Origin of the sequence: Flavobacterium psychrotolerans, from assembly GCF_003097635.1 — a bacterium.
In the GTDB taxonomy this organism is placed as follows: Bacteria; Bacteroidota; Bacteroidia; order Flavobacteriales; family Flavobacteriaceae; genus Flavobacterium; species Flavobacterium psychrotolerans.
This window is the reverse complement of record NZ_QCZI01000001.1, coordinates 285,566-302,680: the sequence shown is the minus strand read 5'-3', so window position 1 is coordinate 302,680 and position 17,115 is coordinate 285,566. Positions and strand designations below refer to the sequence as shown.

Here is a 17,115-nt window from a genome sequence, read left to right as displayed (position 1 = left end):
GGAATGTGAAAAGTCCCAATTTGGAGTTTTTAAAATAATTTCATCTAAAAGATTTGTCTTCCTAAACAAGCAGAGAACCCCGTTTTATTTTCTCTTCAGATTCCTTTTTCTTTTTCAAATCAATGAGGAATGATTTGTAATGGGTAAATTCAATGTCTTTTGGATTTATTTGCAAGACGAAATTTATTTTACCCAACAAATGTTCCAAATAGTTGCACTGATTTATTTCTTTATATACACGATGTTCCTCGATTCTAAATTTTTGGATATAGTAAAGCGCTTGTCTTTATGCTAATAGAATTTCTTGAATCGTTTGTATGGAAAATATGTAACGGTTATCAGAATTAGTCTTGAAATCCAGTAGGATAACCAATTTATAAAGTTAGAGGATACATTATTCCTTTTTTTTAAGGATTCTGGAGTTATTCTTTGACACTGTGCGATGATTTGGTTGAGGTTCTCCATAAAGGCATTGGAAAAATCTATAGAATTTATTTCCACATTCATTTCGATGCTTCCATAAGAACTTAGGTTGTTCAAGTTGAAAGAACCAATCGTGGTCCAATAGTTATCTACCACTGCGGCTTTTCCGTGTAATACGGATTTATCCCATTCGTATAGTTCAATATTATGTTTAAGAAGAGAAGAGTAGATGTGGTAGGTTGCGCGTCTTAACAAAGGAACGTCTGAAATTCCAGAAAGGATTAATTTAATTTTCACCTTATTTTTGGATGCTTTCTTTAGCGCTTTTGTTAGCCTTTTTCCAGGGAGAAAATAGCTTCCAACAATAATGATTTCCTTTTTTGCATTTCGAAAAGACTTAATGTAGGCATTACAAATTTCGTTTTTTCGTTTTAACCAATCATTTTGAAGAAGACCAATAGTCCTTTTTTCATTATCGTAAATTGCAAATTTCAATTTTTTTATTTGTAGCGGTTTGTCTTTATAATATAGATCCTTGCATGTTTTTTGAAGAGAAATGGCAATTTTTTCATTATTTATCTGAACGGCATAGTCAAGCCAAGGAAGTTCCGTCGCAGTTCCACAGTATTTTTTTGCAATATTGATTCCACCAATTAATGCTATTTTTCCATCTGAAACAATTACTTTATGATGCAATCGTCTCCCAATATAAAAGGAATTTGCCGAAAACAATGGGGCGAAAAAGCGGATGCTAATTCCACTTTTCTTGAGTTTGTTTATCAATGTTGCAGGAAGTGAAAAGGAACCAAATCCATCCAGTAAAATGTATATTTTAACATTACGGGAAGCGGCTTCTCGCAAGGCATCGACAATCCTTATTCCGGTCGTGTCATTCTCAAAGATATAGGTTTGTAAATGGATTTCGGATTGAGAATTAAGAATGATTTGTTCTAAACGCGAGAAATAATCTTCCCCGCTATGCACCAGTGTGATATCTTTAGAAACTGAGGTATGGTCATGAATCGGCATTGGTGTTTTTTGATTTAGCTTCTTTAATTAAAATAAATTCTAAAAGATTCTCCGTATCCAGTGTGCCAATTAGTTTTTCGTCTTTTCTTACCAGCATTAAATGGGATTTATTTTTGTAAACCAATTCGAAAATGTTTTCTAAAAGGGCATCTGCTTCCAGATAAACCAAATTTTTGTTCATTACATTTTTAATAATTTCATTGTCTCCTCCAGAGGATAGCCCCTGTATAATCTGGTCTCGATTGAGCGTTCCCACTGGTTTTCCGTTTTCGGTAATTAAAAAATTCCTGTCCTGGCTGTTCAGCAATAAATCGATGGCAGTTCTTAGTTTTTCTTGGGCGTCAATTGATTGGTATGTTGTCATGAGCACATCACTAACCCTGTCCCCTTCAAGCAGGTATTTCGACACCGTGAAATCAAGTTCAATTTGTGCTCCCATTATGATAAATATTCCTATAAATATAAGAAAAGGATTGCCGAAAAAGCCTAAAAAAATAAAACCGATTGCCAATAGCTGACCTATTCGGGCTGCAATTTTAGTGGCCACATGCCGTTGTAATTTCAACGACAACAATGCCCGTAAAACCCTTCCACCATCCATGGGAAAAGCAGGGATTAAATTGAAAAGGGCTAGCCAAAAGTTTACCAAAAAGAAATGAAGTAAAAAAGTCTTGCCATTTATCCCCTCCATTAATTGCTCCGATAATTGCTGTGCATCACTGGGCATTGCAATGAATAATCCAGTTACAAAAGCAATGGCAATATTTACAAATGGTCCTGCAAGTGCGACTATTAATTCTTCGGAAGGTTTTTCAGGAATGCGCTCCAATCGGGCGAGTCCTCCAATAGGTAATAGTGTTATGTCTTTAGTATTTATATCATATTTTTTTGCCGCAAGAGCATGTCCGAGTTCATGTAGAAAAACAGTGATAAAAACACTTAGAATGAACAGTACCGACCAAATAATTTGTGAAGCGGAATGTCCTGCTTTATAGTTGATGAAAATAATAAAAGCGAGGAGTAATGAAAAAGTCCAATGTATGAATACGCCGATGCCTGCGATGGTTCCGAGTTTAAATGATCCTTTCATTTTATAAATTTTTAATGACCATAATTTTTTATACTTGTCGATTCATCACGGTATTCGATAACTCCACACAAATCTAAACCAGTTTCAAAAATTAATCTTAAAGGATAAGCTTGGTTGTGAATTTAGAACTAGGGAACCTTGTCTTGGAATGTATATTGGTTGGTTTGTTACGGCTAAGGTTGCGGCTTTTCGAGCATTGTTTCCATAACTTATAAAAAACGGGATACTTCCTAAACTAATAACGGGACCTCCCAACATTAAATAGCCATAACGATCAGAACTATCGTCCAAAAAATCGCTATTGCTAAATCCAACAACTCCAACCACAGTCATAACTGCTCCACTTGCAAGCAAAATCCAGCCAGTAGTTTTTTTGTTTTTGCTTTTTTGCAGATAATAATCTTTAGAAAATTCGGTATTTGGAATTGCCTGGCCGAATATTCGTAGTGTAAAAAGCAAAAGGGTCAGTGTAAAAAAGATTTTTCTCATGGTGATATGTCATTTTTAATGTGCTGTTTTTAGCTTTGCAATTTCAACACTAACTTATAAAAATGAAGCAGGTGTATTGTTGAATTTAATTTTAAGAAGGTGTCAAATTCAATAGATACCTACATTGTGTCATGTTAGTTAGCAGTTGAATATAGAATTATTATACCAAATACCGTTCATACCATAAAATGGCTAATTTGGCCACTTCAAATAATTTGCCCGGTTCTTCAAACAAATGGGTAGCACCATCAATTATTTTTATTTCTTTAATTGTACCCAAACGATCATAGGCTATCTTATTCATTTCGATTACAGCTTCGTCCAGTTGACCAACCAGTAATAGTGTAGGTGCTGTTACTATTGGCAATTCATCTAAAGCTAAATCCGGGCGACCACCCCGAGATACCACTGCTTTTATGGTTTTCCCAAAATGCGCTGCCGCCCTTAGCGCTGATGCAGCTCCTGTACTGGCGCCAAAATAGCCAATAGGCATCCCCTTCGTCTGTTTGTAATTTAGGAGCCATTCGGTAGATTCAATCAAGCGTTCTACCAGCAAATCAATATCAAATCTGTTTTCGTAAATTTCATCTTCTTTTTCAGTCAATAGGTCAAATAACAAGGTGCCCATACCATGTTCTTGAATCAACGTTGCCACATATCTGTTTCTGGGGCTGAATCTACTGCTGCCACTTCCATGGGAGAAAATGACAATCCCTTTCGCATTTTCAGGAATTACCAATTCCCCTCTTAACGTTACGGAAGCTAGGGGGATATCTATTTCTGTTCTGTTCATGGTGTTTGTTTGCAACAAATTTGTTGTTAATGATTTCATGATGGACAAATTTTAAATGTATATATACTCAATCAAATTTGTTTTAAATTAACCAGATTTGTGTCGTTCAGTAAACGGATTACTTCATCGTCTTCTACTTGATCAAATTTTTCATAAAAGGCTCCGACCCCCGTGAAATATTTGGGAGCCATCAAATAGATAAATTCGTCCGCTTTTTGCCTGAAAATAGCAACAGTTTCAAAAGGTATAACCGGCACTGCCACAATAATTTTTTTTGGTTCTTTTTTCCGTAGCATGTTTATGCAGACCATAAGGGTATTTCCTGTTGCAATCCCATCATCCACCACAATTACGTTTTTCCCCTTTATTTCAAGAGGTTTTCGATTGCCCATGTAGCGTTCGTATTTCTCTTGCATTACTTTTCTAAGCCTAATAATTTCATCCTCGATATAACTATTTGGAACTTCAGGAAGTTCATTAATAAGTAGCGAATTCATGGATACAGCGCCAATGGCAAATTCTTTGTTGTTGGGGTGACCAATTTTTTTTGAAAGCACAATATCCAACGGGAGATGCAAACTTTTGGCAATTACATATCCCACAGGAACCCCGCCCCTTGGAATGGCGAGAATTATGGTATCGCTATCCTGATATTTTTTTAATTTATCCGAAAGGAGTAAACCTGCTTCCATTCTATCTTTTAATTCATCGTCATGCATGACACTATGAGTATTAAAGTGAATGCTAATTTATACAATAAAGATACTGATTTTCAGTTGTTTCTGAAAATATTTTCAAATAATAATAAAAAATAGAATCTTGATTTTATTTGGAAATCAATTTTCTGACTATTGATGGTATAGCAACGAAAAACATTGCTTATTCCTTTTTATCATAGTTCTTTTGAAATGCCTTAAAAGATAAAGACAAAAAAATCCGCTTTGCTTTCGCAAAACGGATTAATAATTAATTAGAATGAGATTCTTCGTATCCTCTCAATGACGATTTATAAGTGTATCACTTCTCCATAAGCTTCGGCAACGGCTTCCATAACGGCCTCACTCATTGTAGGGTGAGGGTGAATGGATTTCAGTATTTCATGCCCCGTAGTTTCCAGTTTTCGCGCTACAACCGCCTCGGCAATCATATCGGTAACACCGGCACCAATCATGTGACAACCGAGCCATTCGCCATATTTGGCGTCAAAAATTACTTTTACAAATCCATCGGGAGTTCCTGCGGCTTTTGCTTTTCCAGAAGCAGAGAATGGAAATTTACCCACTTTCAGTTCGTATCCTTTTTCTTTAGCTTGTTTTTCAGTCAATCCAACCGAAGCAATTTCGGGTGTTGCATATGTACAACCCGGAATATTTCCGTAATCAATTGGGTCAACATGCAAGCCTGCGATTTTCTCCACACAGGTAATTCCTTCGGCAGAAGCTACGTGAGCCAATGCTGGTCCTGGAACTACATCACCAATAGCATAGTATCCTGGGATGTTGGTTTGGTAGAAATCGTTTACTAGGATTTTATCTCTATCAGTGGCAATTCCCACTTCTTCTAAACCTATATTTTCAATATTTGTTTTAATTCCAACAGCCGAAAGTACGATGTCAGCCTCAAGTATTTCTTCGCCTTTAGCTGTTTTTACGGTTGCTTTCACGCCATTTCCAGAAATGTCAATTTTCTCAACGGAAGAGTTGGTCATGATTTTAACGCCTGCTTTTTTCATGGAACGTTCCATTTGTTTTGAAATGTCTTCGTCTTCCAGAGGAACTATATTTGGTAAAAATTCAACAATAGTTACATCTGTTCCCATAGCGTTATAGAAGTGCGCAAATTCTACTCCAATTGCCCCGGAACCTACCACAATCATTGATTTTGGTTGTGAAGGTAAAGTCATTGCTTGACGGTACCCAATTACTTTAACCCCATCTTGAGGTAAATTTGGCAATTCACGAGAGCGTGCTCCTGTAGCAATGATGATATGGTCTGCGCTATATTCGGTTACTGTTCCGTCAGCAGCTTTAACGTCGATTTTCTTTCCCGGTTTCATTTTTCCGAAACCATCAATCACATCGATTTTGTTTTTTTTCATCAGAAACTGAACTCCTTTACTCATTCCTTCAGCTACGTTTCGGCTACGAGAAACTACGGCATTAAAATCCTTGTCGAAAGCGGCAACGGTCAATCCATAATCGGCTGCATGTTTTAGGTAATCAAAAACTTGTGCCGATTTCAGTAATGCTTTTGTTGGGATACAACCCCAGTTTAGGCACACTCCACCCAAATTTTCTTTTTCAATTACAGCCACTTTAAAGCCCAATTGTGAGGCACGAATTGCAGTAACATATCCGCCTGGACCACTTCCTAAAACAATAATATCGTATTTCATTTTTCGTTTTTGTTTTTTTAAATTAGTAAAAATGGAATTGCTTCACCTGTTCGTAAACTCAGGTCGCAAAAGCGCATTTCATCACTACTAAATTTTGATTTGTATTTCGGTTGCGAAAATAAGGAATATTTGTTTAATTATGAATTGTTTTCAACCAAAAACTGGGAGTAATATAAATTCTTATAAAATCCTCCTTCAATATTTAATAATTCAAAATGGGAGCCTTCCTCTACAATCAAACCTTTATCCATAACCACAATTTTATTGGCATTGACAATGGTTGCCAATCGATGCGCAATAACAATTGAAGTTCTTCCCATCGTGATTTTTTCTGTGGCACGTTGAATCAATTCTTCAGAATGGGTATCAATGGACGAAGTGGCCTCATCCAAGATCAAAATGCTTGGATTACTCACATAGGCGCGCAGGAAAGCAATCAGCTGACGTTGACCGGAAGAAAGCATCACACCGCGTTCTTTTACATTATAATCATAGCCGTTAGGCAAACTCATAATGAACTCATGTACACCTATTTTTTTTGCGGCCAGAATGACTTCTTCACGAGAAATATTCGGGTTGTTTAAAGTAATGTTGTTTAAAATAGTATCGGCAAACAAAAAAACATCCTGTAAAACTACCGCAATTTGCTTTCTGATGGAACTTAAACTGTACTCGTTAATGTTTTTGCCATCAATGCAAATGGTTCCGCTGCTGATTTCGTAAAAACGATTCAATAAATTAATAATGGTCGATTTTCCCGCTCCTGTCGCTCCCACAATAGCAATTGTTTGCCCTGCTTTGACCTCTAAATTGATGCCTTTGATGATTTCTTCATTTTCGATATAACTAAAATGTACCCTTTTGAATTGTATGTTTCCTTCAAAAATTGGGGCTTCAATAATGCCAGTATCTTGAATTTGGTCTTTGGTATCTAAAATATCAAATACGCGATTGGCGGCAATCATTCCCATTTGCATCTCGTTAAATTTATCTGCAATTTGTCGCAATGGATTGAACAGCATTCCGATGAACATGGTATAAGAAAACAAATCTCCAAAGGTGGTGAAATGATCTCCATTAAGAATTTTAATACCACCATACAATACTACAATACCTAATGTTAAGGACGAGATGATATCGGCAATAGGGAAGAAGATGGAGTTGTATAAAATGGTTTTTATCCAGGCTTTGTTGTGTTTATCGTTGATTTGACTAAATTTATCGGCTTCAATAGCTTCTCGGTTAAAAAGTTGTACGATTTTCATTCCTGTAACCCGTTCTTGAACAAACGTATTCATATTGGCTATTTGAGTTCGGACTTCTTCGAAAGCGAGTTGCATTTTTCGCTGAAAGATTCGCGTTATAAATACCAAAACCGGCATGGCTACAATCACAATCCAAGTCAATTTCCAGTTCATGTAAAACATGAAAATCATGACCACTCCCATTTTCATCAAGTCACTCGTAATCATGAACAAGCCTTGACTAAAGATTTTTGCAATAGCCTCAATATCCGAAACGGAACGGGTCACTAATTGCCCAACGGGTGCATTGTCGTAGTATTTCATGCGAAAACTTAGCATGTGTTTGAATAGTTTGATTCTAATGTCTTTTACAATATCCTGACCCAACCAGTTAGCCCAAAAAACGAAATAAAATTGAGAAAACACTTCCATTAAAAGCACGATTCCCATTATGGTGACATAAAATAACAGCCCTTTTGCATCGTGGGTTTTTAAATAACCGTCAACGGTCTGTTTCAAAAGGTACGGACGTAATGCTGCAAATACAGATAGTGAAACGGCAAAAACGATTACGCCGTTAAATCGCCATTGGTAGGGTTTAGTGTATTCTAAAATTCGTTTGAATACTTTCGTATCGAATGCTTTTGCTCTCATTTTTTTGTCATTGTAGGAGTACTGACTAATTTAATTTTAGATATAATCGTACGCTATTTCAGTTAAATATAATCCATGAGCTGGGACTGAAAATCCAGCTTCACTTCTATTTTTGTTTTCTATAATGGTACTAAACTCGTCTAATGTAATTTTGTGTAACCCTACTTTAATCAGGGTTCCAACGATGGCTCTGACCATATTTCTAAGAAACCTATCGGCGGATATGGTAAAAACAAGGGTGTTGTTTTCTTGTTTCCAAGAGGCTTCCGTAATTTTGCAATTAAACGTGTTTACTTCAGTATTTACTTTAGAAAAACACTGAAAATTAGTATGGTTCAATAATATTTTCGATGCTTCGTTCATCAAATCGAGATCCAATTTCTGACGATAATACCAGCTTTGTTCCTGCAAAAAAACATCTTTATAGCTGTTGATATGGTATTCGTAAGTTCTTTTCGTGGCATCAAATCGTGCATGCGCATGATCAGGAACGGGAATAATATCAAAAACAACAATGTCTTTTGGAAGATAAGAGTTCAGTTTATGTACCGTACATTTAGTGTCTATTTTTTTTTCGAAATCAAAATGGGCAAACATTATTTTGGCATGAACACCCGTATCAGTTCGTCCGGCCCCCATTAATTTAATTTCTAAATTTAATACTACCGAAAGTGCTTTACTTAATGTTTCTTGTACAGAAGGAGCGTTAGGCTGACATTGCCAACCGTGGTAGTTTGTTCCGTTGTATGCCAATTTGATAAAGTAACGCATTTTTAGTATTCGGTCGCAGTTTTAGGAATTAGAATTTGGCTTAAAGAATGAAATGCAATTTAAAACGCGTTCATTTTGGCAAAGATACTTATTAATGTGTGATTTCTTTGAATTGAAAATGTAACAAAATGTTAATTTGATTTTGAAATGGGATTGTTTAATTTTACCGAATCCCGATTGCTATAGGAACAACTCCTTAAATAAAACAAGTTTGCCCTAAATGAAAAAAATTCTACTGCTTTCTGATACCCACAGTCATATTGACGAAACGATATTAAAATATGTTGACCAAGCAGATGAGGTTTGGCACGCCGGAGACATTGGTGATCTAATGATAACCGATACCTTAAAAAAAAGGAAGCCATTGCGAGCGGTTTACGGGAATATTGATGATGATAAAGCCCGGTTGGTGTTTCCATTGCACAATAGATTTCTTTGTGAAGGGGTTGATGTTTGGATAACACACATTGGTGGATATCCGGGGAAATACAGTCTTAATATCAGAAATGAATTGACAAAAAATCCACCAAAATTATTTATTTGCGGACATTCGCATATTCTGAAGGTGATGTTTGATAAGAGACTCAATTTATTACACATGAATCCAGGAGCGGCAGGAAAAAGTGGTTTTCACCAAGTGAGGACCATGCTGCGATTTGTTATTGATGGAGAAAAAATAAAAGATTTGGAGATTATTGAAATAGAAAAAAGGGATTAATGAATTTCTTTAATCGGTATTTTCATCTGAATGAACGTACCGGTAATTGGGGTAGAAAAAATAGACAATTCTCCTTTCATTTTTGATACTCTCGCACGTATCTGAGTCAATCCGAAACCAACATGATGTATGGTTTTATTGGTGTTAAACCCTTTTCCGTCGTCTTTAATGGTTATGATTATTTCTTTGTTTTTTTCTTCAAGTGCAATTGATGCAGCACTTGCTTTACTGTGTTTTTGAATGTTATTCAAGAGTTCGGCAACTATAAAATAGAGTTTCATTTCATAGTCTTCATTATATCTTTTTTCTAATGGGATTTTGCTGAAATAATTGAATTTTAGTAATGAATTCGAATTTTTTTCACATAAATCTTCAAGTGCATTAAGTAACCCAAATTTAATCAAAGTACAAGGTATCAATTGATGGGAAAGGTTTCGTATTGCATCATGAATTTCTTTTAGGATTTCTTTAGCCTTGACAATTTCTTCTGATTCAATTTTTGTTATTGCCGTGAAAGCAAAAAGGTGTAAACATACAGTTGATAATTTTGCACTAATATTATCATGCAAAAAAGCAGCTATTTTTTTTCGTTCTTTTTCTTGACCATCAATAGTGGCAATGATGATGTTTTGCTGTTCTATATTCTGAATGCTTTTAATTTTATTTTTTTGAGTCAACTTGGCATTCTGATAAAAGAAGTAAAGGAGCAATCCTAGTAAAATAAATGTGACAATAAATGTTATAATAATTCTTTGATTTCGGATTCTTTGTTCTGCCGCTAGACGAATTTCTTGGAGGTATCTGATTTCTGTTTTTTTTATATTTTTTTTGGTCTCTTCTAATTCGAGTTTAAGGCCTGAAATATTATTTTTATTGATTTCATTATCATCATTGATTTCTTCACTAATTTTATCGTAAAGCTCTAGGCTTTCATAGGCTTTTCTATAGGCTCCAATTTTTAATAGATGTTTGGAATATTCCTTATAGGCAAAGGACAATTGTGGCTCGTTATTTTCTTCAATCCCTAGTTTTATGGAATTTTGAAAATATGCTTCTGCTTTTTCATTATCATTGATATGATTATAAAACATTCCGTTTAGCATATTTAAGGTGCTAATTATTGAATTGTCTTTGTGATTTTTGTAATAGGAATTGATTGATTTTAAATAAGGTAGTCCTTCATTATAGTGACCAATATCAAAATAGGCCCAAGTTATATTGAGCTTTGTGAGGGAATTTTGAGAGAAGTCCTTTATTTTTTTACTATATTCCAAAGACTTTTTATAATGGGCTATTCCTTTTTTATATTGTTTTCTGTCAAAAAAATAGATATTGCCTAAATTATTGTTTAGCCTGTTTTTAAGGTCATTGTCATTGGTTTTATCAGCATAAATTAAGCTTTTATTGTAATACAAAAAGGCTTTTTCTGACTCGCCTAATTCATCAAAATTTGTTGCGATTAGTTTATAGGAATAGGCAATGAGTGAGTTGTCACAAATTGTAATTGCATGTTGTAAAGCAAGACTCGATTTTAGTAATGATTTTTCGTAATGGCCTTTAATTATTAATTCCTTGGCTTCATTTGCCAGTTTTGTAATTTCAATTTTAGTCAACGTTTTTTCATAGGCATAGGAATGTGCCCCAAAAAAAATCTGAATAAAAAGAAATACAATAAGAAATCGATTATTAGGCATAGTTAATCAAGATGAAAACTTAATGTTTTGTTAAAGGCACTAAATTAACGCTTTTTTTAACAATTAACAATTAAATTGAGATAATAAGTTAAATTCATAAAAAAAGCCCAAATAAATGGGCTTTTAATAATTTTAAGTTTATTTGTATAACTTACTATAATATTCGTCTACCATTCGGTCAGAATCAAAATAGGGAACAACTTGCTTCATGCTGGTTTCTACTAAATCCCACCATTTTTTAGGTGAATTATAATATAAAGGCAAAATTTCACCTTCTAACATTTCATACAAGTTATCTAAATCCATCTGATCTTGAACATAAGTAGGCAATGTATGGTCAACAATAGGCAGTACAAATGAATTTTGGGTTTTATTCATGTCCTTAAATTCACGAACCCAACCGTCATTTGTAGAGAAATTGATGGCTCCATTCATTGCGGCTGTCATCCCAGAAGTACCGGAAGCTTCTCTTGTAACCCTTGGGTTATTCAGCCAAACATCGGCACCTTCTTTTAACTGGCGTGACAATTTTAATTCATGTCCGGTAAGTACTGCCATGTTTTTGATGTTTTTACTGATGTGTGTAAGATTGTCAAAATTGTGTATGGCCCCAAAATCCATTGGGTAGGGTTTGCCTGCAAATATAATTTGAACGGGCATTTCGGTATTGGCCAATAATTTTATGAATCGATTGTAATCTCTAGTTATCAAATCGGGTCTTTTATAGTCAGCAAATCTTCTGGCCCAAACGATAGTTAAAATATTTGGATCAAATAATTTACCTGTTTGGTCTGCAACCACATCAAAAAGTTTCGATTTTAATCTCGTCTTTCTTTTGATTAATCCCGCTCTGTCTTTGCTTTGGAATGCTTCATCTAGCCAAGCATCGGCCCAATATTTTTTGTTTTGGGCGTTAGTAATATGGGTAATTGGACAAATTCCAGGATAATCTTTCCACATATCCCTAGAAACCTCCCCGTGTAATTTAGAAACTCCATTTGCATTATGACTTAATCGTAATCCGACTAAAGTGTGATTGAAAGTATCGTCTTGAATTCCGGTTATTTCTCTAACCTTTTCTAATGGTATACCATCGAAAAAACTTAATGAATTCAGTAAATTAATGTCATGTTTTTCGTTACCCGCTTCTTCTGGTGTATGGGTAGTAAACACCATTTTTTCTTTTATGGCATCCACATTTTTAAACTTATTGTACAAGTGAAAAACACAAGACACGGCATGGGCTTCATTTAAATGATAGATATCCGGATCATAATCTAAAGCATCCAGTAATTTTGCTCCTCCCAAGCCTAAAACCATAGTTTGTGCAATTTTGGCAATAGGGTCGGAATCGTATAATTTGAATGTGGTCGATTTTGCTAAATAGTCATTTTCTGGTAAATCGGTTGACAGGAAAAACATCGGAACTGTGCCAAATGTTTCCGGATTCAAATAAAAAGCGGTTACCCAAACATCGTGATTGTTGATTTTAATGGTAAACTTGATGTTAGTTTCTTCTAAGAAATAATATATTTTTTCTTGAAAAAGCACTCCCATCGAAAGGTCTTCTTTTTTATATTGGTCATAATATCCTTTTTTCCATAAAATCCCAATTCCTATTAGATTTTGTTTCAAATCATAGGCACTTCTCATGTGAGAACCTGCTAAGAAACCCAAACCTCCCGAATATGTTTTCAGGGCTTGGTCAATTGCAAATTCCATCGAAAAATATACGGCTGGTTTTTTGTATTTTTTATTAAAATCATACGGATGTCTGTATTTCTCAGGTAATATCTTACTCATCTTAAATTTGATTTTTGTGTTAGTATTTATGCAAACGTAACATAATAAAATTGAATTTTAGAATTAAATTCCGGAAAAAAAATGGATTTTAAACACATAAAGAACTGTTTTTCTAGACTTCAAACGATAGCGCTAAAGTTGTATTTTAAACTCAATTTGTCAAATTAAAATGTAAATTTCTGATAAAACTATATTTTTTTAAATATTCAATAGAATTTTGCGTTAATTTTTAGGCTTTTTTAAAATATAAACAAATCGTGATTTTACGCTTCGATTAATATGATTTTGGCAAGTATTTTGCTAAATTTTATTTAATTTTGCATTCAATAATAATTTTTGTACGGTAACAATTTAATACCGAACTTTACGTTAATTACTAAAAAATAATAAGACTTTATCATGAATACAACCCTAACAAACGGAATTGAAATAATAAAAGCGACCACCTCAAAAATAAATGAAGTAGATTTTGAAAATTTAAGCTTTGGGTCTGTTTTTACGGATCATTTATTAGAATGTGATTTTAAAAATGGAGAATGGCAAACACCAGTCATTAAGCCTTACGCTCCTTTTTTAGTAGATCCATCTTTAAGGGTTTTTCATTATGGACAGGCCATTTTTGAAGGTATGAAAGCTTATAAAGATGAGAATAATGACATTTGGCTTTTTAGACCAGATGAAAACTACAAGCGTTTTAATAAATCTGCCGTTAGGATGGCTATGCCTGAAGTTCCTGAAGAAGTGTTTTTAAATGGTTTGCACCAATTGCTTCAATTAGATGAAGCATGGGTGAAAAAAGGAAAAGGAAAATCTATGTACATCAGGCCATTTATGATTGCAACGGGTACAGGGGTAATTGCAAATCCGTCGAATGATTATAAATTCATGATTATTTTATCACCTGTAAAATCATACTATTCGGGAGATGTTAAGGTTCTCATTGCAGAACATTTTAGTAGGGCTGCCAATGGCGGAATAGGTGCTGCAAAAGCTGCAGGAAATTATGCCGCTCAATTTTATCCTACGAATTTGGCTAATAAAGAAGGGTTTCAGCAAGTAATTTGGACTGATGACGCAACGCATACCAAGTTAGAAGAAGCGGGTACCATGAACGTCTTTTTTAGAATAAATGATACTTTGCTAACAGCCCCTACAAGTGAAAGAATTCTGGATGGTGTAACTAGAAAAACTCTAATCGATTTGGCTAAAAGAGAAGGGATAAATGTAGAAATTCGTCCTGTTTTAGTTTCGGAACTTGTTGAGGCGGCTAAAAACGGAACCTTAAAAGAGATTTTTGGAGCGGGAACGGCTGCGGTGATAAGCCCCATTTCGGGATTTTCGTATCAAGAAGTTTATTATGAATTGCCAAAAATTGAAAAATCAATGGCATTGGAATTGAAAGATAAATTAGAAAACATTCAAAATAAACTGGCTGAAGATACCTTTGGATGGACTGTCAAGATATAATAATTAAATTTAACGATTAAATAAAAAAGCGATTTTATTATGTAAAATCGCTTTTTTATTTAGTTAATCTTCAGAAAATTATAGTACATTCTATTTTAAAATCTTCGAGAAATCGGGTTTAAAATAATTTGGACCCTTCATAACTTTTCCGTCTTCACGGTAAATAGGATTTCCGTCTTCGCCCAATTTACTCATATTGCTTCGTTGAATTTCGTCGAAAACGGCTTCAATTTTGTGTTGCAATCCGTGTTCAATAATTGTCCCACACAAAATATACATCATGTCACCCAATGCATCGGCAATTTCTATCAAATCATTGTTTTGTACCGCTTCTAAGTATTCTTCATTTTCCTCTTTCATTAAATTGAACCGAAGTACATTTTTGACTTCACCTAAATCGGCTTTGGGATTTTCGCTGTGGCCAATGGCAAAAGCAGTGTGAAATGCTTTTACTGCGTTAAGTTGTTTTTGCATAATTCTATTATTTAATGCTGCAAAATAGTAACTTTTGTTTACAAATGAGTATTTTTGGAAAATAATATTTACAACTATGTTTAGTACGGGACAATGGATTTTTGCAGCTTTGTTTTTAGTGACTTTTATTATCATTATGATTTTTTCTTATAGAAAAGACATTTTGATTCATCAAAAATTCTACAAGGGAACTTATAAAGTATTGATTGCTTTTTTGTTATTCATTGCTTTATTATTTGTTATAAAAGTTTTTTTTAAACGGTAACAAAAATAAGAACTTTTCTTTGCTGACAGGATTTAACAATATTATTCATAACTTTACATTATAAATTCATTGGGTTATGAGAATTCTAAAATATATATTCCTACTAGTAGTATTGGCATTATTTGCAACTACGGTATTTGTTGCCACCCAAAAGGGAGATTTCGATGTAGAAAGAAGCGCTCTCATTAAATCCCCAAAATCGACCGTTTTTAATTATGTAAATGATTATAGAAATTGGGAAACCTTTGGTTCTTGGAAAAAGGATGACCCCGAAATGGAATTTTATTATCCCATCAATACTATTGGGAATGGTGCTTCCTATTCTTGGAATGGAAGTGAGGGGAGTGGTGAGATGAAGACTATTGCCGTAAAGGGAAATGAAAGTATTCATCAAAAAACGGATTTTAGCGGGACTATTTCAGATGTTTACTGGACTTTTAAGGACACAGTTGGCGGGACAAAAGTCACTTGGCGTTCCAAAGGGAGCATGGGTTTTAGTTTCAAAATTTATAGTGCTTTTAAAGGAGGCGCAAACAAAGTGATTGGAACTACGTATGAAAAAAGTCTGGCCAATTTAGATAAAACGCTTGATTATGAATTAAAAACCTATACCATTAAAGTGAATGGTATTGTTAAAAAACTTGGCGGTTTTTATCTGCAACAAACCATTAACAGTAAGATTAGTAATGTTCCTAAAAACTTGCGCATCATGATTCCGAAAATGATTCATTTTTTCAAAAAGAATCATTTGGTCATGTACGGAAAACCTTTTGTGCTTTATCATACTTTTGATACGGCAAAAGGGATTACAAAATTCTCAGTTTGTGTTCCTATAAAAGATGAGATTTTCATCAGCGAAGGAAGTGATATTACTGCGGGACAATTGGTTCCATTTAAAGCGGTAAAAACGACACTAAAAGGTGATTACTCACATCTTAAAGAAGCGTGGAAAAAAACGTTTGAATATATTGCTAAAAACAATTTGGCACAAAATACCGAAGGATCTTCTTTAGAGTTGTATTCTAAGAGTATAGAGCAGGTAGCGAATCCGTCACAATGGGTTACCGAAATTTACATTCCTATTAGATCAAAAATTGCCGTTGTTTATAAACCAAAACCAATAACAGTAGTTCCTGCCGTTGTTACAGAACAGCCAGCACCAGCAACGACTCCAGACCCAATTCCATAATTTTTTTGGAAGAATTAAACCTTTTCCATTAGTTGTATTCTAATAGAAAAAATATTTTTGGAAGAGAAAGATTTCATACAAAAACTATTGGATCCCAAAACGCAAAATGAAGCGTTTCAAAAGCTCTTGTTTGATTACCAAAGACCCTTGTACAATCATATTCGGAATATTGTTTTGAATCATGATGACACCGATGATGTGTTGCAAAATACCTTTGTGAAAATTTTCCAACATCTGAAAAACTTTAAGGGTGACAGTAAATTGTTTTCTTGGATGTACCGCATTGCAACAAACGAGGCCATTACTTTTATCAATCTGAAAGCAAAACGGAACGGTGTTACGAGTGAAGCTTTACAGAATAAAATTGTAGATAATTTGAAAGCGGATTCTTATTTTGACGGGAATGACATTCAATTCAAACTTCAAAAAGCCATTGCTCATCTGCCCGAGAAACAACAATTGGTTTTTAAAATGAAATACTTTGAAGAAATAAAATACGAAGACATGTCGGAGATTTTAGGAACTTCTGTTGGAGCTTTGAAAGCTTCTTATCATCATGCGGTAAAGAAAATCGAAAATTTCATGACTAAAGATTAAACCTTAATAAAAAAATCGAG

Annotated in this window: 16 protein-coding genes; 5 read left to right on the top strand and 11 right to left on the bottom strand. The window is 34.4% G+C overall.

Going from position 1 to position 17,115, the window contains the following annotated elements; all coding sequences use genetic code 11:
* Positions 1-291: 291 nt before the first annotated feature.
* The 8 genes from DB895_RS01375 to truA all read right to left on the bottom strand — a co-directional run bounded on the left by DB895_RS01375 (position 292) and on the right by truA (position 8,888).
* Positions 292-1,452: a phospholipase D-like domain-containing protein gene (locus DB895_RS01375; RefSeq protein WP_116723543.1), complete on the bottom strand. Its 1,161-nt coding sequence runs from the start codon at positions 1,450-1,452 to the stop codon at positions 292-294.
* Positions 1,439-2,542, bottom strand: coding sequence for a site-2 protease family protein (locus DB895_RS01370; protein ID WP_116723542.1), 1,104 nt, complete (start codon positions 2,540-2,542; stop codon positions 1,439-1,441). The genes DB895_RS01375 and DB895_RS01370 overlap by 14 nt, the downstream gene beginning before the upstream one ends.
* A gap of 84 nt (positions 2,543-2,626) precedes the next feature.
* Positions 2,627-3,031, bottom strand: coding sequence for a hypothetical protein (locus tag DB895_RS01365; RefSeq protein WP_116723541.1), 405 nt, complete (start codon positions 3,029-3,031; stop codon positions 2,627-2,629).
* A gap of 160 nt (positions 3,032-3,191) precedes the next feature.
* Complete coding sequence (locus DB895_RS01360) at positions 3,192-3,863, bottom strand: dienelactone hydrolase family protein (RefSeq protein WP_243694608.1); 672 nt, start codon at positions 3,861-3,863, stop codon at positions 3,192-3,194.
* Positions 3,864-3,895: 32 nt separating this feature from the next.
* Positions 3,896-4,543, bottom strand: a complete 648-nt coding sequence (locus DB895_RS01355) for a phosphoribosyltransferase (protein ID WP_116723540.1) — start codon at positions 4,541-4,543, stop codon at positions 3,896-3,898.
* A gap of 287 nt (positions 4,544-4,830) precedes the next feature.
* Positions 4,831-6,219: a dihydrolipoyl dehydrogenase gene (gene lpdA, locus DB895_RS01350; protein ID WP_116723539.1), complete on the bottom strand. Its 1,389-nt coding sequence runs from the start codon at positions 6,217-6,219 to the stop codon at positions 4,831-4,833.
* Positions 6,220-6,356: 137 nt separating this feature from the next.
* The gene (locus DB895_RS01345) at positions 6,357-8,117 is read right to left on the bottom strand and encodes an ABC transporter ATP-binding protein (RefSeq protein ID WP_116723538.1); all 1,761 of its coding nucleotides are present in this window, start codon (positions 8,115-8,117) and stop codon (positions 6,357-6,359) included.
* A 36-nt stretch (positions 8,118-8,153) separates the two neighbouring features.
* Positions 8,154-8,888 carry a tRNA pseudouridine(38-40) synthase TruA gene (gene truA, locus DB895_RS01340; protein ID WP_116723537.1) on the bottom strand — a complete coding sequence of 245 codons (735 nt, stop codon included), beginning with the start codon at positions 8,886-8,888 and terminating at the stop codon, positions 8,154-8,156.
* A gap of 220 nt (positions 8,889-9,108) precedes the next feature.
* Here truA and DB895_RS01335 point away from each other — a divergent pair, with 220 nt between their 5' ends.
* On the top strand, positions 9,109-9,606 hold the full coding sequence (locus DB895_RS01335; protein ID WP_116723536.1) for a metallophosphoesterase family protein: 498 nt from the start codon (positions 9,109-9,111) through the stop codon (positions 9,604-9,606).
* On the opposite strand, the gene DB895_RS01330 is transcribed toward DB895_RS01335, so the two are convergent.
* Together DB895_RS01330 and glgP are read right to left on the bottom strand one after the other, a co-directional pair.
* Entirely contained in the window at positions 9,603-11,300 is a 1,698-nt protein-coding gene (locus tag DB895_RS01330) for a tetratricopeptide repeat-containing sensor histidine kinase (RefSeq protein ID WP_116723535.1), read from the bottom strand. The genes DB895_RS01335 and DB895_RS01330 overlap by 4 nt on opposite strands.
* 138 nt (positions 11,301-11,438) lie before the next feature.
* Positions 11,439-13,103, bottom strand: a complete 1,665-nt coding sequence (gene glgP / locus DB895_RS01325; protein ID WP_116723534.1) for an alpha-glucan family phosphorylase — start codon at positions 13,101-13,103, stop codon at positions 11,439-11,441.
* A gap of 399 nt (positions 13,104-13,502) precedes the next feature.
* Here glgP and DB895_RS01320 point away from each other — a divergent pair, with 399 nt between their 5' ends.
* A complete protein-coding gene (locus tag DB895_RS01320) occupies positions 13,503-14,570 on the top strand; it encodes a branched-chain amino acid aminotransferase (protein ID WP_116723533.1) in 1,068 nt (355 codons plus the stop codon).
* Between the two features lie 90 nt (positions 14,571-14,660).
* On the opposite strand, the gene DB895_RS01315 is transcribed toward DB895_RS01320, so the two are convergent.
* Entirely contained in the window at positions 14,661-15,044 is a 384-nt protein-coding gene (locus DB895_RS01315; RefSeq protein WP_116723532.1) for a pyrophosphohydrolase domain-containing protein, read from the bottom strand.
* Between the two features lie 76 nt (positions 15,045-15,120).
* Here DB895_RS01315 and DB895_RS14420 point away from each other — a divergent pair, with 76 nt between their 5' ends.
* The 3 genes from DB895_RS14420 (at position 15,121) to DB895_RS01300 (ending at position 17,095) form a co-directional block, all read left to right on the top strand.
* On the top strand, positions 15,121-15,309 hold the full coding sequence (locus DB895_RS14420) for a hypothetical protein (protein WP_116723531.1): 189 nt from the start codon (positions 15,121-15,123) through the stop codon (positions 15,307-15,309).
* Positions 15,310-15,385: 76 nt separating this feature from the next.
* Positions 15,386-16,498: an SRPBCC family protein gene (locus tag DB895_RS01305; protein WP_116723530.1), complete on the top strand. Its 1,113-nt coding sequence runs from the start codon at positions 15,386-15,388 to the stop codon at positions 16,496-16,498.
* A gap of 57 nt (positions 16,499-16,555) precedes the next feature.
* The gene (locus tag DB895_RS01300) at positions 16,556-17,095 is read left to right on the top strand and encodes an RNA polymerase sigma factor (protein ID WP_243694607.1); all 540 of its coding nucleotides are present in this window, start codon (positions 16,556-16,558) and stop codon (positions 17,093-17,095) included.
* The last annotated feature ends 20 nt before the right edge of the window (positions 17,096-17,115 follow it).

Excerpts from the sequence above, each read along its gene's own strand:
- DB895_RS01365 (WP_116723541.1), bottom strand. The coding sequence starts at position 3,031 with ATGAGAAAAATCTTTTTTACACTGACCCTTTTGCTTTTTACACTACGA.
- DB895_RS01315 (WP_116723532.1), bottom strand. The coding sequence starts at position 15,044 with ATGCAAAAACAACTTAACGCAGTAAAAGCATTTCACACTGCTTTTGCC.
- DB895_RS01345 (WP_116723538.1), bottom strand. The coding sequence starts at position 8,117 with ATGAGAGCAAAAGCATTCGATACGAAAGTATTCAAACGAATTTTAGAA.
- DB895_RS01360 (WP_243694608.1), bottom strand. The coding sequence starts at position 3,863 with ATGAAATCATTAACAACAAATTTGTTGCAAACAAACACCATGAACAGA.
- truA (WP_116723537.1), bottom strand. The coding sequence starts at position 8,888 with ATGCGTTACTTTATCAAATTGGCATACAACGGAACAAACTACCACGGT.
- DB895_RS01370 (WP_116723542.1), bottom strand. The coding sequence starts at position 2,542 with ATGAAAGGATCATTTAAACTCGGAACCATCGCAGGCATCGGCGTATTC.
- DB895_RS01355 (WP_116723540.1), bottom strand. The coding sequence starts at position 4,543 with ATGCATGACGATGAATTAAAAGATAGAATGGAAGCAGGTTTACTCCTT.
- DB895_RS01330 (WP_116723535.1), bottom strand. The coding sequence starts at position 11,300 with ATGCCTAATAATCGATTTCTTATTGTATTTCTTTTTATTCAGATTTTT.
- DB895_RS01375 (WP_116723543.1), bottom strand. The coding sequence starts at position 1,452 with ATGCCGATTCATGACCATACCTCAGTTTCTAAAGATATCACACTGGTG.
- DB895_RS01320 (WP_116723533.1), top strand. The coding sequence starts at position 13,503 with ATGAATACAACCCTAACAAACGGAATTGAAATAATAAAAGCGACCACC.
- glgP (WP_116723534.1), bottom strand. The coding sequence starts at position 13,103 with ATGAGTAAGATATTACCTGAGAAATACAGACATCCGTATGATTTTAAT.
- DB895_RS01335 (WP_116723536.1), top strand. The coding sequence starts at position 9,109 with ATGAAAAAAATTCTACTGCTTTCTGATACCCACAGTCATATTGACGAA.
- DB895_RS01305 (WP_116723530.1), top strand. The coding sequence starts at position 15,386 with ATGAGAATTCTAAAATATATATTCCTACTAGTAGTATTGGCATTATTT.
- lpdA (WP_116723539.1), bottom strand. The coding sequence starts at position 6,219 with ATGAAATACGATATTATTGTTTTAGGAAGTGGTCCAGGCGGATATGTT.
- DB895_RS14420 (WP_116723531.1), top strand. The coding sequence starts at position 15,121 with ATGTTTAGTACGGGACAATGGATTTTTGCAGCTTTGTTTTTAGTGACT.